Origin of the sequence: Cupriavidus taiwanensis LMG 19424 (assembly GCF_000069785.1) — a bacterium.
Classification (GTDB): domain Bacteria; phylum Pseudomonadota; class Gammaproteobacteria; order Burkholderiales; family Burkholderiaceae; genus Cupriavidus; species Cupriavidus taiwanensis.
The window spans coordinates 1,016,411-1,041,812 of record NC_010528.1; the positions used below are offsets into that span (position 1 = coordinate 1,016,411).

The following is a 25,402-nucleotide window of genomic DNA, read 5'->3' on the forward strand; positions in this document are numbered from 1 at the left end:
GAGGGCTGAGCAGTTGGCAGCCGTCAGTACCGGACCGGCGAGGGTTTGAACGGGGCCTTGTGCCCCGTTTTTTTTGCCTGGCGCCTTATCCGCCGATGTTCAGCAGCGCCAGCACACCCAGCACCAGGAAGATCCCCGCCGCAATCTTGTGCACCAGGCCGATCGGCATCTTGTTGGCGAACCGGTCGCCCAGCAATACGGCCGGTGCATTGGCGATCATCATGCCGAAGGTGGTACCCATGACCACCGCCAGCACCGCATCGCTGAAGCGCGCCGCCAGCGCCACCGTGGCAATCTGGGTCTTGTCGCCCATTTCGGCAAAGAAAAAGGCAACGAGCGTGGTGCCGAGGATGCCGATGAAGCCCTTGACCGGTTTGGCCTGCTCGGCGTCGTCGAACTTGTCCGGGATCAGCATCCATGCGGCCATGGCGATAAAGCCGAGTCCGAGGATCCAGCGCAGCAGGCTTTCGCCAACCACGTGCGTAATCCAGCCGCCGAGCGCGCCCGCAAAGCCGTGGTTGAACAGGGTGGCGATCAGAATGCCGAGGATGATGGGCGCCGGCTTGCGGTAGCGCGCGGCCAGCACCAGCGACAGCAATTGCGTCTTGTCGCCCATTTCTGCGAGGGCGACGATGCCTGTGGAGACGAGGAAGGCTTCCATATTGGTCTTGTGGGGTAACCGGGCCGCAATGCATCGCGAGATGCCAATGACGCAACCCTTTCCCGGCCCGGCCAGAAAGGGATGGTCATCGGTCTCGCCAGGCATGGACGCTGCCTGGGCCGGTGTGGCCAGGCGGATCCGAAGCTGCGCACGCCATAACCGCAAGCGGTCAAGTCTGTTGACGTACGCCCCTGTCCCCCGTAGTCCGCATTGCGCGGCGCGGTGGGAGCAGGGCGGCTACTCCCCAATGGAAGCGGCGATTATAACCGCCGCGGCGGTGGATCGTCCACCACCGCCAGCGGCCTGCCAGCCGGTCAGGCCGGCACCGGCGCGTTCTCGCTGGTCTGGCGGCCGCGGAAATCGGTCCAGCACAGCGCCTTGAAGTCATAGAGCTTGCAGCGGCGCGCCGTGTCGAAATACCAGCGCCAGGAGAAGTTCTCGATGATGATACGGCCCGGCAGCGCGTGCTCCAGCAGCGCCTGCGCGCGCTTGAGGCGGTACAGCGGCACGCTCATGTCGACGTGGTGCGCGGTGTGTTCCATGATGTGGTGCAGCGCCGTGCCGATGCCATGGCGGAAGCGCAGGTGCACCGTGGTCGAGACGAACGGCTGGGCCCTGGCCCACATCGCCTTGGTGTCGTACCAGGCGACACTGGTGTGGGTATGGTGCACATACAGTACGAAGCCCACGGTGACGTTCCACACCAGGAAGGGCAGCACGAAGCCGGCGCCGACCAGCATCCACACCGACTGCTGCGTGGCCAGCGCCAGCCCGGCCAGCGCGCCGATCCAGGCCAGCCCGAACACCGCCACCAGCACGCAGTCGCCGGTGAAGACCGGGCGGCGCGTGGCCATCTGGCGCTTGCTGGGGAAGAACAGCTTGCACCACCAGATCTCGACCAGGTAATACAGGCCCGGACCGAAGCCGGTGCGGTAGATGCGCTCCATCACCCGGCGCCAGCGCGGCAGCGCGTTGAATTCCTCGAGCGAATACGGCGCCCAGACGAAGTCGAAGCCCTTCAGGTTGGTGTAGCCGTGGTGGACCACGTTATGGCCGACTTCCCACAGGCTGTACGGCGTCAGCGACGGCAGGAAGGTCAGCCGGCCCAGCCACTTGTTGAGCCCGCGGCGCGGAGTCAGGCTCTGGTGGCAGGCATCGTGGCCGATGATAAACAGGCGCGCGATCACCAGACCCGCCAGCACGCCCAGCGCCAGCTTGGCGGCCCAGTGCGGCGCCAGCACCACGCCGGCCAGCACGGCGCCGAACAGCAGGTAATCGAAGGCGAACAGCATCAGTGCGCGCGGCGTGCTGCGCTGGCCCAGCGGGATCAGCCAGCCGCGGATGATCTTGCGCGACGGCAGCGGCGCGTCCGGTGCGATCGGTTCCGGCAGCGGGGCCTGATGCGGTGCCTGGGGGCGCGCGCGGGCATGCGCGGCGGCAGGCTCGGCGGGGGAATCTGCGGTGTGGTAAGCGGTCATGCAGAACCTTCTGATTGCGGTCGATGGGTATGGGTGCGCGGCAAGACAGGACGGCCGCGGCGGAACCGCAAGGTTAGAAGGCTTTGTCGAGGACAGTCTTGACGGTCGTCAAGCCAGTGGGACGGCGGAAGCGGTAAAGGGCGGGCCCGCCGCGGGCGCGGCGGGCCACGGGATGCCGCGGTGTGGCGGATCAGGCAGCCGGGATGTTCGCGGCCTCGCCCATCACGTAGACGCGGTCGATCACGCGGTCGTCGCCCAGCATGGCGAAGGCGAACAGTTCCTCTTCCAGCGTTTCCGAGCGGTTGCTGCGCCGTGCGATCAGCGGCGTGGCCTTGGGGTCCAGCACGATGAAATCGGCCTCGCAGCCCTCGCTGAAGCTGCCGACGCGGCCGGTCCAGCCCAGCGCCTCGGCGGCGGCGCGGGTGGCCAGGTAGAACATGCGCAGCGCGGTCAGGTAGTAGCCGCCCATGCGCGCCACCTTGTGCGCGGCGTTCATGGTGCGGAACATCGAGAACGAGGTGCCGCCGCCCACGTCGGTGGCCAGCGTCACGTTCAGGCGGTTGGCATCGGACTGGTGGAAGTCATAGAAGCCGCTGCCGAGGAACAGGTTCGAGGTGGGGCAGTGCGCCACCGCGGCGCCGCTGTCGGCCAGGCGGCGGCGGTCGTCCTGGTCCAGGTAGATGGCGTGGCCGTACATCGCGCCGGGACGGAGCAGGCCATAGCGGTCGTAGACATCCAGGTAGCTGCGCGCGTCCGGGAACAGCTCGGCCACCCATTTGACCTCGTCGCGGTTCTCGGCCACGTGGGTCTGGATAAAGGCGTCCGGGTAGGCGCGCGCCAGTTCGCCGCAGGCGGCCAGCTGCGCCTCGGTCGAGGTCGGCGCGAAGCGCGGCGTGATGGCGTACGACAGGCGGCCCTTGTTATGCCAGCGCGACAGCAGGTCGGCCGAATCCCGGGCGCCGCTTTCGGCGGTGTCGCGCAGGAATTCGGGGCAGTTGCGGTCCATCATCACCTTGCCGGTGATCATGCGCAGGTTGCGCGCCTCGCTTTCGGCAAAGAGGGCGTCGGCCGAGGCCTTGTGCACCGTGCTCCAGACCACCGCGCTGGTGGTGCCGTTGCGCAGCAGTTCCTCGGTGAAGAAGCCGGCCACGCCGCGCGCGTAGTCGGGGTCGGCGAAGCGACGCTCTTCGGGGAAGGTGTAGGTGTCGAGCCAGTGCAGCAGCCCCGGCGACGGCGACGCGATCATGTCGGTCTGCGGGAAGTGCACGTGGGTGTCGATAAAGCCGGGCACGATCAGCTTGCCGCGATGGTCGATGACCTCCGCGCCGGCCGGGATGCGCGCGGCCAGCTGGCTGTAGTCGCCGGCGGCGGCGATGCGCCCGTCGGTGACGATCAGCACCCCGTCGTCCCAATACTGATACGCGTCCTCATGGAATTGCGGGTCGCGCAGGAAATGCAGCACGCGGCCGCGGATGGCGCGGGTACGGGAGTCAGTGGTGGGGTGGCTCGTCATGGCTTGTCTCTCGTGGCCGGCCCGCGCGGCACCGCATGGTGCAAGCGGCAGGCCGGTCTATTGGCATGCGCCGGGCTCAGGCCGCGGGGGCCGTTGCGGGCGGGGACTTGGGCGGAGCGGACCAGAAGTGGTCGACTTCCGCCAGGAACTCGGCCTTCTGCATGGCAGGCAGGAAGGCCGCTTCAAAACTGTTGCGGGCCAGCTTGTGCGCGTCGGCCGCGTCCAGCGGCAGCGCGTCGAAGGTGGCTTCCCAGTTCGCATTCATATAGCCGCCGAAGTAGGCCGGGTCGTCCGAATGCAGCGTGATCGCCACGCCCGCATCCAGCATGCGCTTGAGCGGGTGGTCGCGCAGGTCGGGGTAGACCTTGAGCTTGACGTTCGACAGCGGGCACACCGTCAGCGCCACGCGCTCGCGCGCCAGGCGCTCGACCAGCGCGGCATCGTCGATGGCGCGCACGCCGTGGTCGATGCGCTCCGCCTTGAGGATGTCGAGCGCATCGGCGACGTACTGCGCCGGACCTTCCTCGCCCGCGTGCGCCACCAGATGCAGGCCCAGCTCGCGCGCCCGCGCGAACACGCGCGCGAATTTCTCGGGCGGGTTGCCTTTTTCCGACGAATCGAGCCCGACGCCGACAAAGCGGTCGCGGTACGGCAGCGCCGCTTCCAGCGTGGCGAACGCGTCTTCCTCGGACAGATGGCGCAGGAAGCACAGGATCAGGCTGCTCGAGAAGTCGTACTCGGTGCGGGCCTGGGCCAGGGCATCGGCAATGCCGTCGATCACCACGCCGATCGGCACCCCGCGCGCGGTATGGGTCTGCGGATCGAAGAAGATCTCGGCGTGGCGGACGTTGTCGGCGACGGCGCGCTTGACGTAGTCCATGGTCATGTCGAAGAAATCTTCCTCGGTCAGCAGCACGCTGGCGCCGGCGTAGTAGATGTCCAGGAACGACTGCAGGTCGGTAAAGGCGTAGGCGGCGCGCAGCGCGTCGACGCTGGGGTAGGGCAGCGCCACCTGGTTGCGCTGCGCCAGCCGGAAGATCAGTTCCGGCTCAAGCGTGCCTTCGATATGCACATGCAGTTCGGCCTTGGGGGTGCGGCGGATCTGTTCCGCGAGCGCGGCATCGATGGTCATGGGGGCCTCGTTTCTGGGCAATTCAGTGCCAGCCGGCAGGACCGGCGGCACGGGTTCAGGGATGCACCGCCTCCGTGCGGCCCGCACGCAGCGCGGCAAGGCGCTGTTCGCGGACCTGGAGCAGCTGGGCGACGATGGCAACCGCAATCATAGCCGGTGCCTTGTCGGTGATCCCGGGAACCCCCATGGGGCATGTCATTTCCGCGAACCTGGCCGGGTCGATGCCGTGCTCGGCCATGCGGTGTTCGAAGCGCGCGCGCTTGGTCTTGGAGCCGATCAGGCCGAAGTAGGCAAAATCGGTGCGCTTGAGGATTTCTTCGCACAGGGTCTGGTCGAGCGCATGGCTGTGCGTCATCACCAGGAAGTAGCTGCCCCCCGGCGCCTGCGCGACCACGGCCTCGGGCGTGTCGCTGGCCTCGGCCTCGATGTTGTCGGGCAGGCCGCCGGGGAACAGCGTGTCGCGCTCGTCCACCCAGTGCACACGGCACGGCAGCGTGGCCAGCACCTTGACCAGCGCATGGCCGACATGGCCGGCACCGAACAGCACCACATGCATGGTGTCGGGCACCAGTGTGTCGGTCCAGCTGCCGTCTGCTTCCAGCGTCACGCCGGCGAGCACCGCGCGGCTGTCGCAAAAGGTCACCGCGCCGCTGGCCGGCACCTGCCGCTGCAGCGCGCGCTGTGCGGCGAAATTGCGCTCGACCGCATCGAGCCAGGCCAGGTCGGCCTGGCCCAGCACTTCGAACGCAAGCTGCACCACGCCGCCGCAGCATTGCCCCAGCGCCGGGCCCAGCGGAATGCGCTCGATCCGGCGCGGCTCGCCACGCGCCAGCATCTCGCGGGCGATGTCCATGCCGCGCCATTCCAGATGGCCGCCGCCGATGGTGCCGACCAGGTCGTCGGCGCTGACCAGCATGCGGATGCCGGCCTCGCGCGGCGCCGAGCCCTTGACCTCGACGATGGTGACCATCGCCACCGGCACGCCGGCACGCACCATGCGGGCGGCGTCGGCGAAGCGGAAGGGTTTGAGCGGTGCGTCCTGCATGGTCGGGGCCTCTGGGAAATGCGGTGATGACGGGCGTTGCTGTGCGTCGGGTGGTGGCGCGCACCTGCTTCTTGCGCCGGCCCCTCGCCTGTCAAGGCAGTCGAGGGGGGAAAGTCCGGAGCGTCCGCAGGCGCGCGCTGCCTTGCCACCGTTCAGGCTGCCTGCGCAGCCCCTTGCGCCGAGGCCGCACGCACGGCGTCCACGGCATCCAGGATCGCCTCGCTGGTGGCCGGAGCCTTCAGCGGCGGGTTGATGCGGTAGTCGCCCAGCGCGGCCACGGCGTCGCGGATCGCGAAGAACACCGAGAACGGCAGCAGCAGCGGCGGCTCGCCCACCGCCTTGGAGCGGTGGATGCTGTCCTCGACGTTCCGGTTCTGGAACAGGCGCACGTTAAACGCCTCCGGGCAGTCGTTGACCGTCGGGATCTTGTACGTGGACGGCGCGTGCGTCATCAGCTTGCCGTCCTTGTTCCACCACAGTTCCTCGGTGGTCAGCCAGCCCATGCCCTGGATAAAGGCGCCCTCGACCTGGCCGATATCGATCGCCGGGTTCAGCGAGCGGCCGGCGTCGTGCAGCGCGTCGGCGCGCAGCAGCTTCCATTCGCCGGTGAGCGTGTCCACCAGCACCTCGGAGCATGCGGCGCCGTAGGCGAAGTAGTAGAACGGGCGGCCCTGCAGCGCCTTCTGGTCCCAGTGCAGCTTGGGCGTGGTGTAGAAGCCGTCGGACCACAGCTGCACGCGCGCCACGTAGGCTTCGCGCGCCAGCTCGCCGAACGACAGGCGCAGCTCGCCGGCGCTGACCAGGTCATCGTTGAAGCGCACCTCGGACGGCTCGACGCCGGCCTTGCGCGCGGCAAACGCGGTCAGGCGCTCGCGGATCTGGCGCGCCGCGTCCTGCGCGGCCTTGCCGTTCAGGTCGGCGCCGGTCGATGCCGCGGTGGCCGAGGTATTGGCCACCTTGCTGGTATCCGTCGCGGTCACGCGCACGCGTTCCATGCGGATGCCCAGCTCGTGCGCCACCACCATCGCCACCTTGGTGTTCAGGCCCTGGCCCATCTCGGTGCCGCCGTGGTTCACCAGCACCGAGCCGTCGTTGTAGACGTGCACCAGCGCGCCGGCCTGGTTGTAGTGGGCCACGTTGAACGAGATGCCGAACTTCACCGGGGTGATGGCAATGCCCTTCTTCAGCACCGGGCTGGCGGCGTTGAACGCGCGCGTGGCCTCGCGGCGGGCGCGGTATTCGCTGCTGGCCACCAGTTCGTCGATCAGCTCGTGGATGACGTTGTCTTCCACGGTCTGGCCGTAGGGCGTGACGTTGTTCTCGGTCTTGCCGTAGAAGTTGGCGCGGCGCACGTCCAGCGAATCCTTGCCGACCGTGCGGGCGACGTTGTCCAGGATGTACTCGACCGCGAACGCGCCCTGCGGGCCGCCGAAGCCGCGGAAGGCGGTGTTGCTCTGCGTGTTGGTCTTGCCGCAGTAGCCGTCGATCTGCACGTTCGGCAGCCAGTAGGCGTTGTCGAAGTGGCAGATGGCGCGAGTCATCACCGGGCCCGACAGGTCGGCCGAGAAGCCGGCGCGCGACACCATCTGGACCTTGACGCCCTCGATATGGCCTTCGTCGTCGTGGCCCACTTCGTAGTCGAACACGAAGTCATGGCGCTTGCCGGTGATCATCATGTCGTCGTCGCGGTCCGGGCGCAGCTTGACCGGGCACATCAGCTTCCATGCCGCCAGCGCGGCGCAGCAGGCGAACAGCGCCGACTGCGATTCCTTGCCGCCGAAGCCGCCGCCCATGCGGCGGCATTCGACCAGTACCTGGTGCGCATGCCAGCCAAGCATGTGCGCGACCGCGTGCTGCATCTCGGTCGGATGCTGGGTCGAGCACCACACGTGCATGCCGTCATTCTCGCGCGGCGCGGCGTACGAGATCTGGCCTTCGAGGTAGAACTGCTCCTGGCCGCCCAGGTGGATCTTGCCGCTGTCCTGGTGGGCAGCGCCCGCAATGCGCGCGGCCGGTTCGCCGCGCGTCAGGTGCATCGGCGGCAGCACATAGCTGCCGGCCTCGTGGGCGGCCTGCGGCGACAGCACCGGGGGCAGGTCTTCGTAGTCGATCACGCCGAGGCGGGCGGCGCGACGGGCCGCGTCATGCGAGGTCGCCACCACGATGAAGACCGGCTGGCCGATGAACTGCACCACGTCGCGCGCCAGGATCGGGTCGTCGTGGATGATCGGGCCGCAGTCGTTGGTGCCGGGGATGTCGTCCACCGTCAGCACGTCGACCACGCCCGGCGCGGCGCGCACCTTGTCGAGCGAGACCGACTTGATGCGCGCGTGCGCGCGGGTGCTCATGCCGAGTGCGGCGTGCAGCGTGCCGGCCAGCTCGGGGATGTCGTCGGTATAGGTGGCGGTGCCGGCCACGTGCAGGTGGGCGGATTCATGCGGACGCGAGATGCCGACCTGCGGTACCTGTTCGGCGGCGGCGTCGAGCAGGAAGGGTTCGGTTTGCTTGTTCATGCCGATTTTCCTTTTTCTCTCAGGCCGTGACGATTGCGATGGTGCCGGCGCCGGGCGCACGGACATTGACGGCTGCCGCGGGCAGCGCTTCGCTGGCGGTTTCAAGCCAGAAGCGGTACAGCAGGTTGGCGGCGCCGCGGCTGCGGTACGACGCGGTCGCGCGCATGTCGGTCAGCGGGGTGTAGTCCTGCGCCAGCGCGGCCATGCCGGCGCGGGCGGTGGCTTCGTTCCATGGCTGGCCGGTCAGGGCTGCTTCCGTTGCAGCTGCGCGCTTGGGCGTGGCAGCCATGCCGCCAAAGGCGATACGCGCCTCGGTGACGATGCCGTCCTGCACGGTGATGCCGAAGGCGGCACACACGGCCGAGATATCCTCGTCAAAACGTTTGGACAGCTTGTAGGTGCGGAAGTGCTGCGGGCCGGCCACCGGCACCCGCAGCGCGGCGACGAACTCGCCCGGCTGCATCGCCGTCTTCTGGTACGCCAGGTACAGGTCTTCCAGCGGCAGCGTGCGGCGCGTCTCGCCATGCTGCAGCACCACTTCCGCGCCCAGCGCGATCAGCGCCGGCATGGAATCGCCGATCGGCGAGCCGTTGGCGATATTGCCGCCCAGCGTGCCGGCATTGCGGATCGGCAGCGAGGCAAAGCGCTTCCACAGTTCTTCCAGCTCCGGATGCGCGGCGTTGAGTGCGGCGTAGGCCTTTTCCAGCGTCACGGCGGCGCCGATCTCGATCATGCCGTCGCGTTGCGCGATCTGGTTCAGGTCTTCCACCTGGCCCACGTAGAGCAGGCTACCCAGCTCGCGGAACTGCTTGGTCACCCACAGGCCCACGTCGGTGCTGCCGGCCAGGATGCGGATATCCGGCTGCGCCGCCTTGATCGCGCCGAACTCGGCCGCGGTGCGCGGGGCGAAGAAGTCCTGGCCCTGCGCGCGGTAGCGGAAGGTCTCGCCGCGCTTGAGGTTGCGCAGCGTGTCGGCGATCTGCTTCGGGTCCAGCTTGCCGTCGGTCGGGGCCGGCAGGGCCATCATGCGCTCGCCGGCGTCGATGATCGGACGGTAGCCGGTGCAGCGGCACAGGTTGCCGGTCAGCGCGTCGCAGATGGTCTGGCGCGAAGGCGCCTCGCCGCCGGGGTTGTGCTGCTGGTACAGCGCCCACAGCGACATCACGAAGCCGGGGGTGCAGAAGCCGCACTGCGAGCCGTGGCACTCGACCATGGCTTCCTGCACCGGGTGCAGGGTGCCGTCGGCCTGGCGCAGGTCCTCGACCGTGATCAGGGCCTTGCCGTCGAGCGTGGGCAGGAACTGGATGCAGGCGTTGACCGCCTTGAATTCGACGTCGCCGCCGTCCTGCAGCTCGCCGATGACGACGGTACAGGCGCCGCAGTCGCCTTCGGCGCAGCCTTCCTTGGTGCCGGTGCAGCGGGCGTCTTCACGCAGGTACTGCAGCACGGTGCGGGTAATGGGGGCGTCGGATACTTCCTTGACCTGGCCGCGGTGGAAAAAGCGGATGGTTTGCGTCTCCATGGTCTTCTCTCTCTTGGGGATGGCGGAAACATAGCATCGCTACGTTTCATGCAATATTCGACCCAGGTGATATGCGCCATCAGCGGGCACGCCGGTCGGTGCCCGGCCGCACTGAGCGGTATGCCGATTTGACCGATTGTGGGGTGCCTGTCATACACTATGCGCCGTTCCCATCCCCCACGCCACCCATCCGGCCCCCGCCGGAGGGCCGCCATCGCCATGCACGGACGCGACCATCTCGATACCTATTTGCTGCGGGTGCTCCACACCCTGCTCACCGAGCAGAGCGTGACCCGCACCGCCGTGCGTCTGGGCCAGTCGCAGCCCGCCATCAGCAATACCCTGAAGCGCCTGCGCGAGATCACCGGCGACGCCATTTTGGTGCGGGGCAAAAACGGCATGGTGCCGACCGAGCGCGGCCGCGAACTGCTGGCGCTCGCCGAGCAAAGCCTGGCGGCGATGGACCGCATCGCGCGCCCGCCGCAGCAGTTCGACCCGGCGACCACCACGCGCACGTTCCATCTCGGCGCGCCGGACTACCTTGACGCCTTCTTCCTGCCCAATATCGTCGAGCGCGTGCGCCGGCTGGCGCCGGGCGCCAAGCTGTTCGTGCACCCGATGACATCGTCGTCGGACTTCCTCGACGACCTCGAGCAAGGGCAGCTGGATATCGTGGTCGGCAACTGGCTGTCGCCGCCGGAACACCTGCATATCTCGCCGCTGTTCGACGATGAGGTGGTGTGCATGCTGGGCGCGCAGCACCCGCTGGCGCGCAAGGGGCTGACGCTCAAGCACTACCTGGAAATGCCGCACCTGGCCCCGGCGCCTTATGCGTCGATGCAGCGCAGCATGATCGATCAGGCGCTTGCCGAGCAGGGCTACAAGCGCAATATCCAGGTGACGCTGCCTTATTTCGGCCTGGTGCCGTATGTGCTGATGAAGACCGACATGGTCTTCACCACTGGCCGGCAGTTCGCGGCGCACTATGCGCAATACCTGCCGATCCGGATGGTGCCGTCGCCGGTGTCGTTCCCGCGCATGCGCTTCTACCAACTGTGGCACGAGCGCTGCCATGCCGCGCCGGACGTGATGTGGATCCGGCGCATGATCGCGGAGGTGGCGGCGGACCTGCCGCAGTTGCCTAGGCTGGAGGCGGAGGCGGGCTGAAGCGGTGCTGAAGCGCCGGGGCTACTTGGCATGGGCGGTGGGAAAGAACAACTGCTCCCCAGCCACCTTGTACCCCGCAATCGCGTCCTGCCCTTCCTTCGACGTGATCCACTCCACCAGCTTCATCGCATCCTTGTAGTGGGTGCCCGGATGCCTGGCCGGGTTGACCGCGATGATGCCGTACGGATTGAACATCTTCGGATCGCCCTCGATGGCGATCGCCAGCCCGGTCCTGGCGCGGTAGGCGCCGTAGGTGGCGCGGTCGGACAGCGTATAGGCCGGCATCTGCGCCGCCATGGTCAGCACCTCGCCCATGCCCAGGCCGGCGTTGACGTACCACGGCTGGCCCTTGGGCTCGATGCCGAGCTGCTTCCAGTAGTCTTTCTCCATCACGTCGGTGCCGGAATTGTCGCCGCGCGAGATGAACTTGCTGCCGCTGGCGGCGAGCTTGCGTAACCCGGCCAGCACGTCCTTGCCGCCCCTGACGCCAGCCGGGTCGCTGGCCGGCCCGACCACGATGAAGTCGTTGTACATCACGTCGCGCCGGTTGACGCCGTAGCCGGCGGCGACGAACGCGTCTTCCATCTTGCGCGCGTGCACCAGCAGCACGTCGACATCGCCCATCTCGCCCATCTTCATGGCCTTGCCCGAGCCCACGGCGATGACTTTCACCGTGACGCCCGACTTCTGCTCGAAGCGCGGCAGCAGGTGCTTCAGCAGGCCGGAGTTCTCGGTGCTGGTGGTGGTGGCGAGCCTGATCTCGCCGGCATGCGCGGCCGACAGAATGCCGACGCAGAGCAGCGGCGCGACGAGTCGGCGCCAGGGCAGGGTATGGCGGGGCATTGGCAATCTCCTCGATGTTATGTTCTTGCAGACATAATTGATTTTGCCTTCCAGTCTCAGCGAGAATGCGCCAAAACAACATAAGAAAAGGGGTATTCATTGTGATCCAGCCCAGATCGGCATGTAAATATGTAGCGGAGAACCTATGAGCTTCCGCTTCGACCTGTTTCCGGTGATCGCCCCGGACGACAATCCGCGCGCCAACGCCAAGGTGTTCCAGCTGCTCAAGGCCGTGCGCGAAACCGGGTCGCTGCACCGCGCCGCGCGCGAGATCGGGTTGTCGTACCGCCACGCCTGGGGCGTGATGCGGTCGTGGGAAGAAATGCTCGGCCGCAGCATGCTGGATATGGAGCGCGGGCGCGGCGCCTCGCTGACGCGCTTCGGCGAGCGCCTGCTGCGCGCCGAACTGCGCCTGCGCGAATCGATCGAGCCGGCGGTGCAGCGCGCCATGGCGGAGTTCATCGCCGACCTGGACGACGCCCAGCAGCCGCAGTCGTGCGTGCATTTCACCGGCAGCCATGATCCGGCGGTGGAGGTGCTGGCGGCCGCGCTGGGCACGGCCGGCAGCCCGCTGCGGCTCGACACGGTGTTCTGCGGCAGCGTGGAAGGGCTGATCTGCCTGCAGGAGCGGCAGTCGGAGCTGGCCGGCTTCTATGTCTCGCCGGTGCAGACCGCGGGCTCGGTGGCGCATGTGACCTTGCGCAAGTGGCTGCGGCCCGGCGCGGTGCGGCTGCTGCGGCTGGCGTGGCGCGAGCAGGGGCTGATCCTGGCGCCGGAGCTGGCGCGTGAGGTGCACGACCTGCGCGCCCTGGCGCGCAGCCAGGCCCGCTTCGTCAACCGGCAGCGCAGTTCGGGCACGCGCATGCTGTTCGACCAGCTGCTGGCGGCAGAGGGCCTGTATCCCGACCTGATCAACGGCTACGACGAGACCGAGTTCAGCAATGAAAAAGTGGCGGAAGCCGTGCATAGCGGCCGCGCCCAGGCCGGTTTCGGGCTGCGCATGAACGCCGAGGCCCACGGCCTGGCTTTTGTGCCGCTGACGCGCGAGGCCTATTACCTGGCGCTGCGCAAGAACGACCAGACCGCCGGCTGGATGGCCGCGCTGCTGGCCTTGCTGGCCGATCCGGCCTTTGCCCGGCGCATCGAGGCGCTGCCCGGCTATGCCATGGCCGAGCCGGCGGGCATCCTGACCCCGCAGGAGGCGCTGCCGTGGTTCGGCCCGGACGGCAAGGAGGGCAGCTGAGCCACGGCGGTCCCGGACCGGTCGGGCCGGTCCGTATTACACTCCCTGCGAGGGCGCGCCGGTCTCTGCACCGGCCTGCGCCGGACCCTTGCAAGGAGCGCCATGCTGGAAACCGCCGCGCTGGCCGCGGGCATGTCCTGGGCTAGCGGATTTCGCCTGTACCTGGCCGTGCTGGCCGCCGGCGTGCTGGCGCGGCTGGGCTGGCTGGAACTGCCGCCCGGGCTGCAGCCGCTGGAATCGTGGTGGGTGATCGGCGTGGCTGCGCTACTGGCCGTGGCCGAGTTCGTCGCCGACAAGGTGCCCGCCTTCGACACCGTCTGGGACGGCATCCATACCTTCATCCGCATTCCCGCGGGGGCGATCCTGGCGGCCGCCGCATTCGGCCAGCTGGATCCGCAATGGGTGGTGGCGGCAGGGCTGATCGGCGGCACGCTGGCCGGCACTGCGCATGCGGTCAAGGCCGGCACGCGCGCGCTGATCAACGTGTCGCCGGAACCGTTTTCCAACTGGACGGCCTCATTCACTGAGGACCTGACCGCCACCGGCAGCCTGCTGCTGGCGTTCTTCGTGCCGGTGCTGTTCCTGGTGCTGCTGGCGGTGTTCCTGCTGGGCTCGGTGTGGCTGCTGCCGAAGTTGTGGCGCGGCGTGCGCCGCCTCCATGCCAGCCTGCGCGGCGGGGCCCGGCATGACGCGCCGCGCTAGCGGCGCCGCCGTTCTGCCACCTTTTGCTTTGCCCGACTGACCCGAGGCGCACCGGCGCCAGCAACCAAGAACCAAGCAACCGATGCCCTCCGAGTCCGCCATCGACGTCCCGGCCACTGCCGCACAACCCGCCGGACTGCACGCCGCCACCGGCGGCAAATTTTCCGCCTGGCGCCAGGCGCTGCGCATGGCCCGCCGCGACTGGCTGGCGGGCGAGCTTTACCTGCTGCTGTTTGCGCTGGTGCTGGCGGTGGCCGCGCTGACCAGCGTGGGTTTCATGGCCGACCGCATGCGGCTGGGCCTGGAGCGCGATGCGCGGCAAATGATTGCCTCGGATGTGCTGCTGGTGGCCGACCAGCCCTTCGACGCCGCGTTCGCGCAGCGTGCCCGCGCCGCCGGCCTGGCGGTGGCGCAGACCGTGACCTTCCCGAGCATGGCCACGGCCGAGGGCAAGGGCCAGGCCGGCGCCGAGCCGCCCAGCCAGCTGGCCGCGCTCAAGGCCGTGACCGACGGCTATCCGCTGCGCGGCCGGCTCAAGGTGACCGGCGCGCCGGGCGGGCCGGACGCGCCCGCCGACGGCATTCCCGCGCCGGGCACGGTATGGGTCGACGAGGCGCTGCTGGGCGCGCTGGGCGTCGCGGTGGGCGACAGCCTGCGGCTGGGCAGCCGCAGCTTCCGCATCGACCGCATCATCACGCAGGAGCTCGATCGCGGCACCGGCTTCATGAACTTCGCGCCGCGCGTGCTGATGCCGCTGTCGGACCTGGACGGCACCGGTCTGATCGGCTGGGGCAGCCGCGTTACCTACCGGCTGCTGGTGGCCGGACCCGACGCCGCCGGCGCGGCCTTCCAGAAATGGGCGCGGGACGAGATCGAACGCCGCAAGCTGCGCAATACGCGGGTGGAGTCGCTGGAATCGGGCCAGCCGCAGATGCGCGCCACGCTGGACCGCGCCGAGCGCTTCCTGTCGCTGGTGGCGGTGCTGTCGTCGATGATCGCCGCGGTGGCGATCGCGATGTCGGCGCGCCGCTATATGCAGCGCCACACCGATGCCTGCGCGGTCTACAAGTGCCTGGGTCTGTCGCGCGGGCAGATCCTGCGGGCATTCGGGCTGGAATTCCTGCTGGTCGGTGCGGCCGGCGCGCTCGCCGGCGTGCTGCTCGGCTACCTGGCGCACTATGGCCTGCTGCTGTCGCTGGGGGGGCTGCTCAAGGTGTCGCTGCCGCAGCCGTCGCTGCTGCCGGCGCTGGTGGGCGTGCTGGCCGGGCTGGTGCTGCTGGCCGGGTTTGCGCTGCCGCCGCTGCTCGCGCTGACGCGGGTCGCGCCGTTGCGGGTGTTGCGGCGCGATATCGGGCTGCCGCCGGTATCGGCGTGGGTGGCCTACGCGCTGGGCCTGGGGGCCTTTGTCGCGCTGCTGCTGGTGGCCGCGCGCGACCTGCGGCTGGGCCTGACCACCGCGGGCGGCTTTATCGCCGCGGGGGTGGTGTTCGGCGTGCTGGCGCTGGGCCTGCTGACGCTGCTGTCGCGGCTGCTGCGCGGACGCCTGCGCGGGCGCGCGGCGATGGGGTGGCGCTTTGCGCTGGCGGTGCTGGAGCGCCGCCGCGCGGTGACGGTGCTGCAGACCGTGGCGCTGGCGGTGGGGCTGATGGCGCTGCTGCTGCTCGGCATGACCCGCAACGACCTGGTCGATTCCTGGCGCAACGCCACGCCGGCCGACGCGCCCAACCGCTTCATCATCAATATCCAGCCGGACCAGCGCGAGCCGCTGCGCCAGATGCTGGCCAACGCGGGCATCACCGACCTGCTTTACCCCATGGTGCGCGGGCGCCTGACCCATATCGGCGAGCGCACCATCCGCGGCGACAGCTTCGAGGACGGGCGCGCGCGCAACCTGGTCGAGCGCGAGTTCAACCTGTCCTATACCGATGCGCTGCCGGAGGGCAACCGCGTGATCGCCGGACGCTGGTCGAACGGGGCGGACGGCGCCGAGGCCGGCGCGTCGGTGGAAGAGGGCATCGCCAAGACCCTGGGCATCCGGCTCGGCGACACGCTGCGCTTCGACGTGGCCGGCCAGCCGGTGCAGGCGCGCGTGACCTCGCTGCGCAAGCTCGACTGGGGCTCGATGCGGGTCAACTTCTTCGTGATCCTGCCGCCGCGGGCGATGCAGGGCATGCCCGAGACCTACATCACCTCGTTCCACCTGCCGCCCGCCAGCGCCGCGCTGGGCAACCGGCTGATCGCCGCCTTTCCCAACATCACCGTGGTCAACACCGACATGATCCTGCGCCAGATCCAGGACATCCTGGACCAGGTAATCGCGGCGGTGGAGTTCCTGTTCGTCTTCACGCTGGCGGCGGGCGTGACCGTGCTGTACGCAGCGTTGTCCGGCGCGCGCGACGAGCGCATGCGCGACGCCGGCCTGCTCAAGGCGCTGGGCGCTTCGGCCGCGCTGGTGCGGCAGACGCAGTATGCCGAGTTCCTGGTGGTGGGCGGCCTTGCCGGCCTGCTGGCCAGCCTCGGCGCGATCGCGGTGGGCTGGGGGCTGTCGCAGTTCGTGTTCGACTTCCCGTACCGCTTCAATGCGTGGATCGTGCCGGTCGGCGTGGTTTCTGGCATGCTGTGCGCTTTTGCCGGCGGCTGGCTGGGCCTGCGCGAAGTGCTGCGCCAACCGGCGCTGGCGACCTTGCGCGATGCCTGAGCCCGCGTGCCGGCGCCGCGCAGACCGAGTGTGTGATGAGTACTGAATCCGACGACAAGCCCGGCAATGCCGAGGCCACTGCCTTTGAACTGGTGGGCGGCGAGGCGCGCGTGCGCGAACTGGTCGACCGCTTCTACGACCTGATGGACCTGGAGCCGCAGTTCGCGGGGCTGCGCGCGCTGCACCCGCCGTCGCTCGACGGCTCGCGCGACAAGCTGTTCTGGTTCCTGTGCGGCTGGCTGGGCGGCCCCAACCACTTTATCGAGCGCTTCGGCCATCCGCGCCTGCGCGCGCGCCATATGCCGTTCGAGATCGGCGTCAGCGAGCGCGACCAGTGGATGCGCTGCATGGCGCTGGCGATGCAGGACATCGGCCTGTCCGAAGACCTGCAGCTGCGCCTGATGCAGGCCTTCTTCCAGACCGCCGACTGGATGCGCAACGTGGCGCGCTGAGGTGCCAACGCTCCCGTTTCTCCCTCGAGAGGTTTCCCTGCCGATGACAGCCCAACTGCCTGAAGACGCCCTGCGTGTGCTGGATTTCTGGTTCGAACAGCCCGGTTCCGCCGCCTGGAATACCGCGCGCCCGCAATGGTTCACCAAGTCGGATGCGTTCGATGCGCAGGTTCGCGCGAACTTCCTGTCTGACTGGCAGGTCGCCTGCGACGGGGCGCCTGACGACTGGTCGGTCACGCCCGAGGGCGCCTGCGCGCGCGTGGTGCTGCTGGACCAGTTTCCGCGCAACATGTTCCGCAACGACCCGCGCAGCTTCGGCACCGATGCGCAGGCGCTGGCACTGGCCCGCCGCATCGTCGCCTCTGGCATGGACCGCGCGCTGCCGACCGACTACCACCGCATGTTCTGCTACATGCCGTTCGAGCATTCGGAGTCGCTGGAAGACCAGGACGAGGCGGTGCGCCTGATGACGCAGCTGCGCGAGGCCAGCGGCGGCGCGGTCGATGTGGTGGAGTGGGCCGAGAAGCACCGCGCGATCATCGCGCGCTTTGGCCGCTTCCCGCACCGCAATGCGGTGTTGGGCCGGCAGAGTACGGCCGAGGAACAGGCGTTCCTGCAGCAGCCGGGTTCTTCCTTCTGATCCGGAAGGTGGCGCGCGCTCAGGTCTGGTCGCGGGCCTCCTGCCACTTGTCGACGCGCACGCGCGGCGCGCCCGCCAGTTGCGTCAGCAGGCCCGCAGGCGTGTCGCCCACGTGCAGCAGGTCGGCGTGCACCTGCTTCAGGAAGCCTTCCTGCACCGCGTGCGACAGGAAGCCGAGCATGCCGTCGTAGAAGCCTGCCAGGTTGAGCAGGCCCACCGGCTTGGCGTGGTAGCCCAGCTGCAGCCAGGTGAAGGTCTCGAACAGTTCCTCGAAGGTGCCCACGCCGCCGGGCATGGCGACAAAGGCATCGGCGCGGTCGGCCATCATCTGCTTGCGTTCGTGCATGTTGCGCACCACGTGCAGTTCGGTCAGGCCGCGGTGGCCGACTTCCTTCTGCATCAGCGCTTCGGGGATGATGCCGACGGCCCTGCCGCCATGCTCCAGCACGGCATCGGCGACGATGCCCATCAGGCCCACCTTGCCACCGCCGTACACCAGCGTCAGGCCGCCTTCGGCCAGGGCGCGGCCGAGCAGTCGCGCGCCCTCGGCGTATTCCGGACGGTTGCCGGGGCTGGACCCGCAATACACGCAGACGGATTTCACTTCGCTTCCTTTGCCGCACCGGCGGCGGCCTTGGCTGCCGCGTAGTCGCGCGCCAGCTGGTCGAATGCCTCCCGCGCCCGGCCGCGCAGATACGGGGCCAGGATCGAAAAGATGTGGTAGCTCGAACCGTGCAGGTAGCCGCGGATCTGCTCGGGGTCGTTGTACTGGCGCGGATGCTGCACGAACTGGAACGACAGCCAGTAGGTGGCGACCACCACCATGTTGGTGCAGATGGCCTCGACCTGCTCGGGCGTGGCTTCCATCTCGCCGTCCTCGATGAACTGGCGGCAGATCTCGTGTGCAAAACGCTGCTTTTGCTCGACGATGCGCTTGAAGTTGGTCTCCAGCATCCGGTTGCGCGCCAGCAGGTCGTTGATGTCGCGGTACAGGAAGCGGTAGTTCCACAGGAACTCGGACATGTACTGCAGGTAGCCCCAGCTTTCGTCGAGCGTGGCCTTGTGGTCGTCCGGCATCTTCAGGCGGCGCTCCATCTCCTGCTCGAAGCGCACGAAGATCGAGTTGATGATGTCGTCCTTGTTGCGGAAGTGGTAGTAGAGATTGCCGGGGCTGATCTCCATTGCTTCCGCGATCGTGGTGGTGGTGACGTTGGGCTCGCCGACTTCGTTGAACAGGCGCAGCGAGACGTCGAGGATGCGGTCCCTGGTGCGGCGGGGGCCGGTTTGCGGTTTCGGTTCCATGGGCGTCCGGGCGATCGGTGCGATCGGTAAGTCGGGGGCAGGGTAGCGATTATAAGCAATCGGCCTGCCGTGCCCCATCCCGCCGGCGCCACCCGGCCTGCGCCGGCCGGCCCGGGCCGCTCAGCCGGCCAGCGCCCGTATCCAGCGCACCACGTGCGGTCCGGCAATGGTCATCCAGGTGCCGCCGCACAGCACCAGCGCCAGCATCACCGCCGCGCTGCCGAAGTCCTTGGCGCGCTTGGACAGGCTGTGCCGCTCCAGCGAGATGCGGTCGACCGCGGCTTCGACGCTGGAGTTGAGCAGCTCGACGATCAGCACCACCAGCAGCGTGCCCAGCAGCAGGATGCGCTCGACCGCGGTCACCGGCAGCAGAAAGGCGCACGGCGTCAGGATTACCACCAGCGTCAGCTCCTGGCGGAACGCGCTTTCCTCCAGCACCGCGTAGCGCAGCCCGGACAGCGAATTGATGGCCGCATGCCACGCGCGCGCCAGGCCCCGGTTGCCCTTGTGCGGGTTCTGGTCGATGGAATAGTCAGCGCTCTGCATGGCGGGCGGCGGCCTCTGCATTGGCGGGTCGGACGGCAGTTCCGGATGCGGTTTCGGCATGGGTTTGCGGTGCGGAAGGCTTGGGGGTGGCGGATGGGGCCGCTGCGCCGCCCCGGCCCGGCCTGGCGCCCGCGAACGGCCGCAGGTGGGCCAGGAACTGCTCGGACGCCGCGCGCCACGAAAACTGCTCGGCGTGGGCGCGGGCCGTGGCACGGTCGATGCGCAGCGCTTCCAGGCAGGCTTCGCGCAGGTCTTCGTGCATCACGCCGGCGGGGCTGTCGCCCAGCACGTCGATCGGACCCGTGACCGGATACGCGGCCACCGGCAAGCCGCTGGCCAGCGCTTCCAGCAGCACCAGCCCGAAGGTGTCGGTGCGGCTCGGGAACACGAACACATCAGCGGAAGCATACACCCGCGCCAGCTCGGGCTGGCTCAGCACGCCCAGGTAGTTGGCGCCGGGATAGCGCGCGCGCAGCGCCGGCAGCGCCGGGCCGTCGCCGACCACCCATTTGGAGCCGGGCAGGTCCAGCGCCAGGAACGCCTCGACGTTCTTCTCCACCGCCACGCGGCCGACGTACAGGAAGATCGGGTGGGCGGTGTTGAGCACATTGGCGCGCTGCGGCGTGAACACGTCCAGGTCCACGCCGCGTGTCCACAGCACGGCGTTGCCGATGCCGTAGCGCCGCAGGTCGTCGAGCACCACCGGCGTCGGCGCCATCACGGCCTGGGCCGGGCCATGGAACCAGCGCAGGAAACGATAGGTCCACGCCAGCGGAATGCCGAAGCGGGCCTGCACATATTCCGGAAAGCGCGTGTGGTACGCGGTGGTGAAGGGCAGTTGGTGGCGCAGCGCATGGCTGCGCGCGGCCAGCCCGAGCGGGCCTTCGGTGGCGATGTGCAGGGCGTCCGGGCCGAAGGCCTCGATGCGCCGCCGCACGCGCGCGCCGGGCAGCAGCGACAGCCGGATCTCGGGATAGGTCGGGCAGGGCACCGTGCGGAATTCCAGCGGCGTGATCATGTCGACCGTGTGGCCCATCGCTTCCAGTTCGCGGCGCGTCGACTTGAGCGTGCGCACCACGCCATTGACCTGCGGTTCCCAGGCATCGGTGACGATCAGGATCTTCATGCGGCCTCCTTGGGCGCGGTGGAAGGGCAATGCGGATGGCGCCAGGCAGATGGCGCCGGGCGAAACAGAGCTGGCCGGCCCGGTTCAGCCGGCCACGGCAGCGCGGCGGCGGCGGCGCATGGCGGGCGCGGGCGCGTCGAGCAGCCGGGTCCAGTAGACGATCTTCAGCTCGCCTTCCAGGGTTTCGACCAGCGCCGACAGGCTTTCGACCCAGTCGCCGTCGTTGCAGTAGAGCTGGCCGTTGACCTCGCGGATCTCGGCCTTGTGGATGTGGCCGCAAACTACGCCGTCGCAGCCGCGGCGGCGTGCCTCGTCCACCATCGCGCTCTCGAACGCGCCGATGTAGTTCACCGCGTTCTTGACCTGGTGCTTCAGGTACTGCGACAGCGACCAGTACGGAAAGCCCAGGCGCGCGCGCAGCCGGTTGAAGTGCCGGTTGAGCGCCAGGATCATGGTGTAGAGCGAGTCGCCCAGGTAGGCCAGCCAGCGCGCGTGCTGCACCACGCCGTCGAACAGGTCGCCGTGCACCACCCACAGGCGGCGTCCGGTGGCGGTGACGTGGATCGCCTCCTCGCGCACGGTGATGTCGCCGAAGGCCATGCCGTCGAACTGGCGCGCGGCTTCGTCGTGGTTGCCGGGGACATAGATCACCTCGGTGCCCTTGCGCGCCTTGCGCAGCAGCTTCTGCACCACGTCGTTGTGGCTTTGCGGCCAGTACCAGCCGCGGCGCAGCTGCCAGCCGTCGATGATGTCGCCGACCAGGTAGAGCTGGTCGGATTCGTTGTGCTTGAGGAAATCCAGCAGGTAATCGGCCTGGCAGCCGGGCGTTCCCAGGTGGATGTCCGACAGCCAGATGGCGCGGTAGCGCTGGATCGGGTGCGGCTCGGGGGGATAGGTTTCCTGCGCTTCGCGCGGCGGCGCCAGCGCGGCGCCATCGAGCGCCGGCGCCATGAAGGCGGTCACTGGCGCGGCTGGGCCGCTGTCAGCGCTGCGGCGCAGCCATGGCGCCAGTTGCGCGGCCTTCGACAGATACCCGCGGGCAGATCGGATTGCTTGCACCATGCCAGTCCCGGTTGCGGCGATGGCTGCATTCAGCCAGCGCGCCGTGACGCGACCGTGACGAAAACATGACTGACACATGAATCGTTGCGCCCGCGGCACAGCACGGGCCGCGAACGCCTCAGCGGCCGCGCGAGGACAGTTCGGCCAGGGCGTCGAGCACCGCACGCACCGCGGCGGGATGGCGCAGCAGCGACACATGGCCGATGCCTGACAGTGCGATATGGCCGGCGCCATCGAGCCACCCGGTGCAGGGCGGCCCCGCGATCGAATCGTGCCAGCTGAAGATCGAGATCATGCGCGCGCGCAGCCGCGGTGTTTCGGCGGCCGCCAGCGCGCGCAGCCAGGGGCTGCCGCAACGCATCTGGCGCGCATTGTGGCCGCCGCCAAAGCGCGCCAGCGCGCTGCCGTGGTGCGGGCTGCCCAGGGTCACGATGCCGGCGCAGACGTCTTCGTCGCCTGCCAGCCGCAGCGCGGCGCGCGCGGCGAGGCCGCCCATGCTGTGGCAGAGCAGCAGCGGCGCGCGCCCGCTTTCGGCGCGGATGCGCCGCATCGCGGCCAGCAGCGCGCGCGCGTAGTCGTCGATGTCGCCGAACACGGGTTCCAGGTCGATCCCCTGGCAGCGGTAACCGGCGGCGGCCAGCGCCGGCTGCATGTCGAGCCAGATGGCCTGGCTGCAGGCGTAGCCGTGGACCAGCAGCACCGGCGGGGCATCGTGTCCGGGCCGTGCATCGGCGGCCGGCGCAAATGGCGCGCGGGCGCGGAAGGGTTGCAGCCAGTCGAACATGCGCAGCACGGCCAGGCATTCGGCCGCGTAGCAGCGCAAGGCCTCGGCCAGCCGCAGCGGCCTGCGGGTGGCGGCAAGGTCAGCGGGCGGCGCGGGCGGGCGATCGCCGCGTCCGACCCACGGGCCGCGCCCGCTCAGGGCGAAGGCGATGGCAATGCCGGAGGCGATGCCGCCCAGGATCAGCCCCGCGCCAGCGGCCAGCGCGCCGGGCCACGGCCACGCGGCCGCGCGTACCAGCGCCGCGGCAATGCCAAGCGCCGCGGCCGCCTGCGCGGTCACGGCGACGCGGCGGATGCCGGCGGCGCCCAGGGTCATGGCCGGGCGCGCAGGTCCGTCAGGCGCGTGCCGGCGAGGCGGTCATGCAGGAACTGTCGGCGCGGATCCAGCCAGGCCAGCAGGATCCAGACCAGCAGGCCGGCACACAGCACGCCGACGAACGGGCCCTTGACCAGGCCGAGCAGATGGCCGACGGCGGCCGACGGCGGCAGCCACAGCCACGCCAGCAGGTAGCGCAGCGCCGCCTGCGGCCAACGCGGCGGCACGCCCGCGGCGTTTTCGACGCGCATGCGCCAGGTCTGCATCGCCAGGGTCTGGCCGTTGCGCTGCCAGAACCAGGTGAAGTACAGCCCCATCACCAGGAAGCTCCACAGCTGGATCGCCAGCGGCCCGTCCACGCCCAGCTTCCGAAGCAGCGGCCGCAGCACCAGGTAGGCTGCGGTCGAGGCGCTCAGCACGCCGAACAGCAGCACGCCTTCATACAGCATGCAGGCGATACGGCGGCGCAGCGGCGGCGCGGCCGGCACTGCCGACACGGCGTCAGCAGGGGGTACGGGGTCGAGGGTGGCAGCTGGCATGGATAGCGGTCTGAACAGGGCGCCGGCGCGCGGCATGCGGATGCCGGTGCGGGCCTGGCGAAGCTGGCCCGCATGCGCTGGCCGGCCTCAAACGGCCATTATGCCAAATGGCCTGCGAATTACTGGCGCACGGTGGGGTCGGACGCCGCGGCCGTCGCTTCGGCGGGCGCCTGGGCTGCCGCGGAGGCTGGCGCGGCGGCCGCGGCGAGCGCGCTGCTTGCGGGCGTCACCGGAGTGGCAGCGGCGGGGGCGGACGCTGCGGCCACGGCGGCTGCCGCGGCTGCGGGCTGCGCCGCGCCATCGCTGGCCGCCGTACCAGACGGGTGGGCAGCGTGGCCCGCGCCGGTTTTGCGTTCATGGCGCAACTGGCGGCTGGTGTCGCTGGGCAGGCGCTTGCCGCTGGGCAGCGCGCTGACGGCGCCGGGGCGGCGCGGCACGTGGTCGGCCGCGGCCAGCTTTTTCTTCTGCTCTTCGGGTAGCTGCTGGTACTTGTCCCAGGCCTCGGCCTTCTTTTCGGTCGGCAGCGAGCGGGTGATCTGGTAATTTTCGCGCGCCAGCCGGCGCTGCTGCGGAGTCATCCTGACCCACTCCGCCATGCGCGCCTGCAGCCGGGCCTGCTCCGCCGGCGAATATTTCGGATAACGCGCGGCGATGCGCAGCCACTTGTGGCGGTTCAGTTCCGGCAGGCTGTCCCACAGCGGCTGCAGCGGCGCCAGGATGCGCTGGTTGACCGGGCTCAGGTCGGCCCAGGCGGGCTTGGCGCCGACCGGCTGGGCCGGGTGGGGGGCGGTGGCTCCGACTGCCGCGGAAGCGCCCTGTGCCTCGGCCGGGGCGGGAAGCAGGCCCCAGCAGGCGGCCGCGCCGGCGCCGGCCAGCAGGGCGGCCAGCCGGCGGCGCAGGGCGTCGGGGCGGGAAGGCTGGCGCACCATGCTACTGCCCGCGCTTCAGGAACACGTGGAAGCCCTCGTCGGCATAGGCCGTGGGCGGCAGGTCGTCGAGCAGCATGGCGGCGTCGATATCGGCCAGTTCCTCGATGCGCTTCTGCTCCTGCCAGTGGTAGATGCCCACCAGGCCGGCGCCCAGCGCGACCAGCGTCCAGACCAGGCCCAGCCGGCGCAGCCAGGCGCCGGCGCGGTGCAGCGGCGAGGCGTCGTCGTCGAACAGCGGCGCCTGCGCACCTGGCATGGCAAGCTGCGGCACCATCACGGGCGCCTCGGCCTTCTTGCGGGCGACCGCCATCCGGCGCGCGGCGGCAAGCCGTTCGGAAATGTCGGCCGGCAAGGCGTCGGCGCCGGCGTCAAGTGCCGCGCGAACCTCATGCGCAAACCGGCGTTCGCGGATTTCTTTGTCGTTTCTGCTCATAGTCGGACCCCCCGTGCGCTCAAGGCCTGCGCGAGTGTGTGCGTGGCACGGGAACAGTGCGTCTTGACGCTGCCTTCGGAACAGCCCATCACGGCCGCGGTTTCGGCGACGTCCATATCCTCCCAGTAACGCATCAGGAACGCCTGCCGTTGACGCGTGGGCAGGCGCTGGATTTCCTGCTCGATGATGTGCATGACCTGGGCGCGCTCGACCTTGTCGGCGCTGCTTTCGGCCGATTCCGAGCCAGCCTGTGCCTCGAGCGTTTCCAGCAGGTCGTTGTCGTCGCCGCCGTCGCGGTCGTCGCGCAGGCTGGAAAACAGCGAGACCCAGGTATTGCGCACCTTCTGGCGCCGGAACCAGTCATGGATGGTGTTCTGCAGGATGCGCTGGAACAGCGGCGCGAGCTCCGCGGCGCCCTTGTCGCCGTATTTTTCAGCCAGCTTGATCATGGCGTCCTGGACGATGTCCAGTGCGGCCTCGTCGTCGCGGACGGCGAACACGGCCTGCTTGAAGGCGCGCCGCTCGACGCTGGCAAGAAAGGCGGACAGTTCCTGGTCGGTGGCCATTCAGGCGGTTGGGGCTTGTTGCGCCGGGCCCATGCCCGGATGTGGTGAATGTGCTGCCGGGGGCGCGCGGCGCCCCAATGTGCTGCGATGCTAGCAAAATTTTGCCGTGCTGTACCGTTTTGTATGGCGGGACAGACATGGTGGTGCGCAAAAACTTTTTCGTCGGCCCGGGGAACTTGCCGGCGCCGCCG

The 25,402-nt window shown here is 69.1% G+C and carries 24 protein-coding genes and 1 riboswitch; of the genes, 6 read left to right on the forward strand and 18 right to left on the reverse strand.

Annotated elements, in window-relative coordinates; genetic code table 11:
* Positions 1-85: 85 nt before the first annotated feature.
* From RALTA_RS04720 to xdhA, 7 genes are all read right to left on the reverse strand, one after another.
* Positions 86-661 carry a TMEM165/GDT1 family protein gene (locus RALTA_RS04720; protein WP_012352293.1) on the reverse strand — a complete coding sequence of 192 codons (576 nt, stop codon included), beginning with the start codon at positions 659-661 and terminating at the stop codon, positions 86-88.
* Between the two features lie 21 nt (positions 662-682).
* Positions 683-925, reverse strand: a riboswitch (yybP-ykoY riboswitch).
* 50 nt (positions 926-975) lie between these two features.
* Complete coding sequence (locus tag RALTA_RS04725; protein WP_012352294.1) at positions 976-2,139, reverse strand: fatty acid desaturase; 1,164 nt, start codon at positions 2,137-2,139, stop codon at positions 976-978.
* A 190-nt stretch (positions 2,140-2,329) separates the two neighbouring features.
* Positions 2,330-3,652, reverse strand: coding sequence for a guanine deaminase (gene guaD, locus RALTA_RS04730; RefSeq protein ID WP_012352295.1), 1,323 nt, complete (start codon positions 3,650-3,652; stop codon positions 2,330-2,332).
* Between the two features lie 76 nt (positions 3,653-3,728).
* A complete protein-coding gene (locus tag RALTA_RS04735) occupies positions 3,729-4,784 on the reverse strand; it encodes an adenosine deaminase (RefSeq protein WP_012352296.1) in 1,056 nt (351 codons plus the stop codon).
* Between the two features lie 55 nt (positions 4,785-4,839).
* A complete protein-coding gene (xdhC, locus tag RALTA_RS04740) occupies positions 4,840-5,829 on the reverse strand; it encodes a xanthine dehydrogenase accessory protein XdhC (RefSeq protein WP_012352297.1) in 990 nt (329 codons plus the stop codon).
* A 152-nt stretch (positions 5,830-5,981) separates the two neighbouring features.
* Positions 5,982-8,342 carry a xanthine dehydrogenase molybdopterin binding subunit gene (gene xdhB, locus RALTA_RS04745; RefSeq protein ID WP_012352298.1) on the reverse strand — a complete coding sequence of 787 codons (2,361 nt, stop codon included), beginning with the start codon at positions 8,340-8,342 and terminating at the stop codon, positions 5,982-5,984.
* 19 nt (positions 8,343-8,361) lie between these two features.
* Positions 8,362-9,864, reverse strand: a complete 1,503-nt coding sequence (gene xdhA / locus RALTA_RS04750; RefSeq protein WP_012352299.1) for a xanthine dehydrogenase small subunit — start codon at positions 9,862-9,864, stop codon at positions 8,362-8,364.
* Positions 9,865-10,083: 219 nt separating this feature from the next.
* Between xdhA and RALTA_RS04755 the strand changes: the two genes are divergently transcribed.
* Positions 10,084-11,031 (forward strand): LysR substrate-binding domain-containing protein, encoded by a 948-nt coding sequence (locus tag RALTA_RS04755; RefSeq protein WP_010809162.1) that lies wholly within the window; start codon positions 10,084-10,086, stop codon positions 11,029-11,031.
* A 21-nt stretch (positions 11,032-11,052) separates the two neighbouring features.
* On the opposite strand, the gene RALTA_RS04760 is transcribed toward RALTA_RS04755, so the two are convergent.
* Positions 11,053-11,874 carry a substrate-binding domain-containing protein gene (locus tag RALTA_RS04760; protein ID WP_041232092.1) on the reverse strand — a complete coding sequence of 274 codons (822 nt, stop codon included), beginning with the start codon at positions 11,872-11,874 and terminating at the stop codon, positions 11,053-11,055.
* Positions 11,875-12,019: 145 nt separating this feature from the next.
* Here RALTA_RS04760 and RALTA_RS04765 point away from each other — a divergent pair, with 145 nt between their 5' ends.
* The 5 genes from RALTA_RS04765 (at position 12,020) to RALTA_RS04785 (ending at position 17,609) form a co-directional block, all read left to right on the forward strand.
* Entirely contained in the window at positions 12,020-13,117 is a 1,098-nt protein-coding gene (locus tag RALTA_RS04765) for a substrate-binding domain-containing protein (RefSeq protein WP_012352301.1), read from the forward strand.
* A gap of 102 nt (positions 13,118-13,219) precedes the next feature.
* Positions 13,220-13,819, forward strand: coding sequence for a DUF4126 domain-containing protein (locus RALTA_RS04770; protein WP_012352302.1), 600 nt, complete (start codon positions 13,220-13,222; stop codon positions 13,817-13,819).
* Between the two features lie 82 nt (positions 13,820-13,901).
* A complete protein-coding gene (locus RALTA_RS04775; RefSeq protein WP_012352303.1) occupies positions 13,902-16,517 on the forward strand; it encodes an ABC transporter permease in 2,616 nt (871 codons plus the stop codon).
* A gap of 35 nt (positions 16,518-16,552) precedes the next feature.
* Positions 16,553-16,969 carry a group II truncated hemoglobin gene (locus tag RALTA_RS04780; protein ID WP_012352304.1) on the forward strand — a complete coding sequence of 139 codons (417 nt, stop codon included), beginning with the start codon at positions 16,553-16,555 and terminating at the stop codon, positions 16,967-16,969.
* Between the two features lie 43 nt (positions 16,970-17,012).
* Positions 17,013-17,609, forward strand: a complete 597-nt coding sequence (locus RALTA_RS04785) for a DUF924 family protein (protein WP_012352305.1) — start codon at positions 17,013-17,015, stop codon at positions 17,607-17,609.
* Between the two features lie 19 nt (positions 17,610-17,628).
* Here the strand turns inward: RALTA_RS04785 and RALTA_RS04790 are convergent, their stop codons facing one another.
* The 10 genes from RALTA_RS04790 to RALTA_RS04835 form a co-directional block, all read right to left on the reverse strand.
* The gene (locus RALTA_RS04790) at positions 17,629-18,213 is read right to left on the reverse strand and encodes an LOG family protein (protein WP_012352306.1); all 585 of its coding nucleotides are present in this window, start codon (positions 18,211-18,213) and stop codon (positions 17,629-17,631) included.
* On the reverse strand, positions 18,210-18,911 hold the full coding sequence (locus RALTA_RS04795) for a TetR/AcrR family transcriptional regulator (RefSeq protein WP_012352307.1): 702 nt from the start codon (positions 18,909-18,911) through the stop codon (positions 18,210-18,212). The genes RALTA_RS04790 and RALTA_RS04795 overlap by 4 nt, the downstream gene beginning before the upstream one ends.
* A 120-nt stretch (positions 18,912-19,031) precedes the next feature.
* Positions 19,032-19,517 carry a diacylglycerol kinase gene (locus RALTA_RS04800; protein WP_081479467.1) on the reverse strand — a complete coding sequence of 162 codons (486 nt, stop codon included), beginning with the start codon at positions 19,515-19,517 and terminating at the stop codon, positions 19,032-19,034.
* Positions 19,444-20,583, reverse strand: coding sequence for a glycosyltransferase family 4 protein (locus tag RALTA_RS04805; protein ID WP_012352309.1), 1,140 nt, complete (start codon positions 20,581-20,583; stop codon positions 19,444-19,446). The genes RALTA_RS04800 and RALTA_RS04805 overlap by 74 nt, the downstream gene beginning before the upstream one ends.
* A gap of 84 nt (positions 20,584-20,667) precedes the next feature.
* Positions 20,668-21,645: a UDP-2,3-diacylglucosamine diphosphatase gene (locus RALTA_RS04810; protein WP_012352310.1), complete on the reverse strand. Its 978-nt coding sequence runs from the start codon at positions 21,643-21,645 to the stop codon at positions 20,668-20,670.
* A gap of 118 nt (positions 21,646-21,763) precedes the next feature.
* The gene (locus RALTA_RS04815) at positions 21,764-22,744 is read right to left on the reverse strand and encodes an esterase/lipase family protein (RefSeq protein WP_012352311.1); all 981 of its coding nucleotides are present in this window, start codon (positions 22,742-22,744) and stop codon (positions 21,764-21,766) included.
* Complete coding sequence (locus RALTA_RS04820; RefSeq protein ID WP_012352312.1) at positions 22,741-23,283, reverse strand: RDD family protein; 543 nt, start codon at positions 23,281-23,283, stop codon at positions 22,741-22,743. The genes RALTA_RS04815 and RALTA_RS04820 overlap by 4 nt, the downstream gene beginning before the upstream one ends.
* A gap of 119 nt (positions 23,284-23,402) precedes the next feature.
* Positions 23,403-24,212: a DUF3106 domain-containing protein gene (locus RALTA_RS04825; RefSeq protein ID WP_012352313.1), complete on the reverse strand. Its 810-nt coding sequence runs from the start codon at positions 24,210-24,212 to the stop codon at positions 23,403-23,405.
* A 1-nt stretch (position 24,213) separates the two neighbouring features.
* Positions 24,214-24,645: a DUF3619 family protein gene (locus RALTA_RS04830; RefSeq protein WP_012352314.1), complete on the reverse strand. Its 432-nt coding sequence runs from the start codon at positions 24,643-24,645 to the stop codon at positions 24,214-24,216.
* A complete protein-coding gene (locus RALTA_RS04835) occupies positions 24,642-25,211 on the reverse strand; it encodes an RNA polymerase sigma factor (protein WP_012352315.1) in 570 nt (189 codons plus the stop codon). The genes RALTA_RS04830 and RALTA_RS04835 overlap by 4 nt, the downstream gene beginning before the upstream one ends.
* Between the last annotated feature and the right edge of the window lie 191 nt (positions 25,212-25,402).

Bases quoted from the DNA above. Each gene is read 5' to 3' on its own strand.
- xdhA (WP_012352299.1), bottom strand. From the start codon at position 9,864: ATGGAGACGCAAACCATCCGCTTTTTCCACCGCGGCCAGGTCAAGGAA.
- RALTA_RS04805 (WP_012352309.1), bottom strand. From the start codon at position 20,583: ATGAAGATCCTGATCGTCACCGATGCCTGGGAACCGCAGGTCAATGGC.
- RALTA_RS04780 (WP_012352304.1), top strand. From the start codon at position 16,553: ATGAGTACTGAATCCGACGACAAGCCCGGCAATGCCGAGGCCACTGCC.
- xdhB (WP_012352298.1), bottom strand. From the start codon at position 8,342: ATGAACAAGCAAACCGAACCCTTCCTGCTCGACGCCGCCGCCGAACAG.
- RALTA_RS04775 (WP_012352303.1), top strand. From the start codon at position 13,902: ATGCCCTCCGAGTCCGCCATCGACGTCCCGGCCACTGCCGCACAACCC.
- RALTA_RS04765 (WP_012352301.1), top strand. From the start codon at position 12,020: ATGAGCTTCCGCTTCGACCTGTTTCCGGTGATCGCCCCGGACGACAAT.
- RALTA_RS04725 (WP_012352294.1), bottom strand. From the start codon at position 2,139: ATGACCGCTTACCACACCGCAGATTCCCCCGCCGAGCCTGCCGCCGCG.
- xdhC (WP_012352297.1), bottom strand. From the start codon at position 5,829: ATGCAGGACGCACCGCTCAAACCCTTCCGCTTCGCCGACGCCGCCCGC.
- RALTA_RS04835 (WP_012352315.1), bottom strand. From the start codon at position 25,211: ATGGCCACCGACCAGGAACTGTCCGCCTTTCTTGCCAGCGTCGAGCGG.
- RALTA_RS04800 (WP_081479467.1), bottom strand. From the start codon at position 19,517: ATGCCGAAACCGCATCCGGAACTGCCGTCCGACCCGCCAATGCAGAGG.
- RALTA_RS04755 (WP_010809162.1), top strand. From the start codon at position 10,084: ATGCACGGACGCGACCATCTCGATACCTATTTGCTGCGGGTGCTCCAC.
- guaD (WP_012352295.1), bottom strand. From the start codon at position 3,652: ATGACGAGCCACCCCACCACTGACTCCCGTACCCGCGCCATCCGCGGC.
- RALTA_RS04795 (WP_012352307.1), bottom strand. From the start codon at position 18,911: ATGGAACCGAAACCGCAAACCGGCCCCCGCCGCACCAGGGACCGCATC.
- RALTA_RS04760 (WP_041232092.1), bottom strand. From the start codon at position 11,874: ATGCCCCGCCATACCCTGCCCTGGCGCCGACTCGTCGCGCCGCTGCTC.
- RALTA_RS04770 (WP_012352302.1), top strand. From the start codon at position 13,220: ATGCTGGAAACCGCCGCGCTGGCCGCGGGCATGTCCTGGGCTAGCGGA.
- RALTA_RS04785 (WP_012352305.1), top strand. From the start codon at position 17,013: ATGACAGCCCAACTGCCTGAAGACGCCCTGCGTGTGCTGGATTTCTGG.
- RALTA_RS04820 (WP_012352312.1), bottom strand. From the start codon at position 23,283: ATGCCAGCTGCCACCCTCGACCCCGTACCCCCTGCTGACGCCGTGTCG.
- RALTA_RS04720 (WP_012352293.1), bottom strand. From the start codon at position 661: ATGGAAGCCTTCCTCGTCTCCACAGGCATCGTCGCCCTCGCAGAAATG.
- RALTA_RS04830 (WP_012352314.1), bottom strand. From the start codon at position 24,645: ATGAGCAGAAACGACAAAGAAATCCGCGAACGCCGGTTTGCGCATGAG.
- RALTA_RS04825 (WP_012352313.1), bottom strand. From the start codon at position 24,212: ATGGTGCGCCAGCCTTCCCGCCCCGACGCCCTGCGCCGCCGGCTGGCC.
- RALTA_RS04815 (WP_012352311.1), bottom strand. From the start codon at position 22,744: ATGACCCTGGGCGCCGCCGGCATCCGCCGCGTCGCCGTGACCGCGCAG.
- RALTA_RS04735 (WP_012352296.1), bottom strand. From the start codon at position 4,784: ATGACCATCGATGCCGCGCTCGCGGAACAGATCCGCCGCACCCCCAAG.
- RALTA_RS04810 (WP_012352310.1), bottom strand. From the start codon at position 21,645: ATGGTGCAAGCAATCCGATCTGCCCGCGGGTATCTGTCGAAGGCCGCG.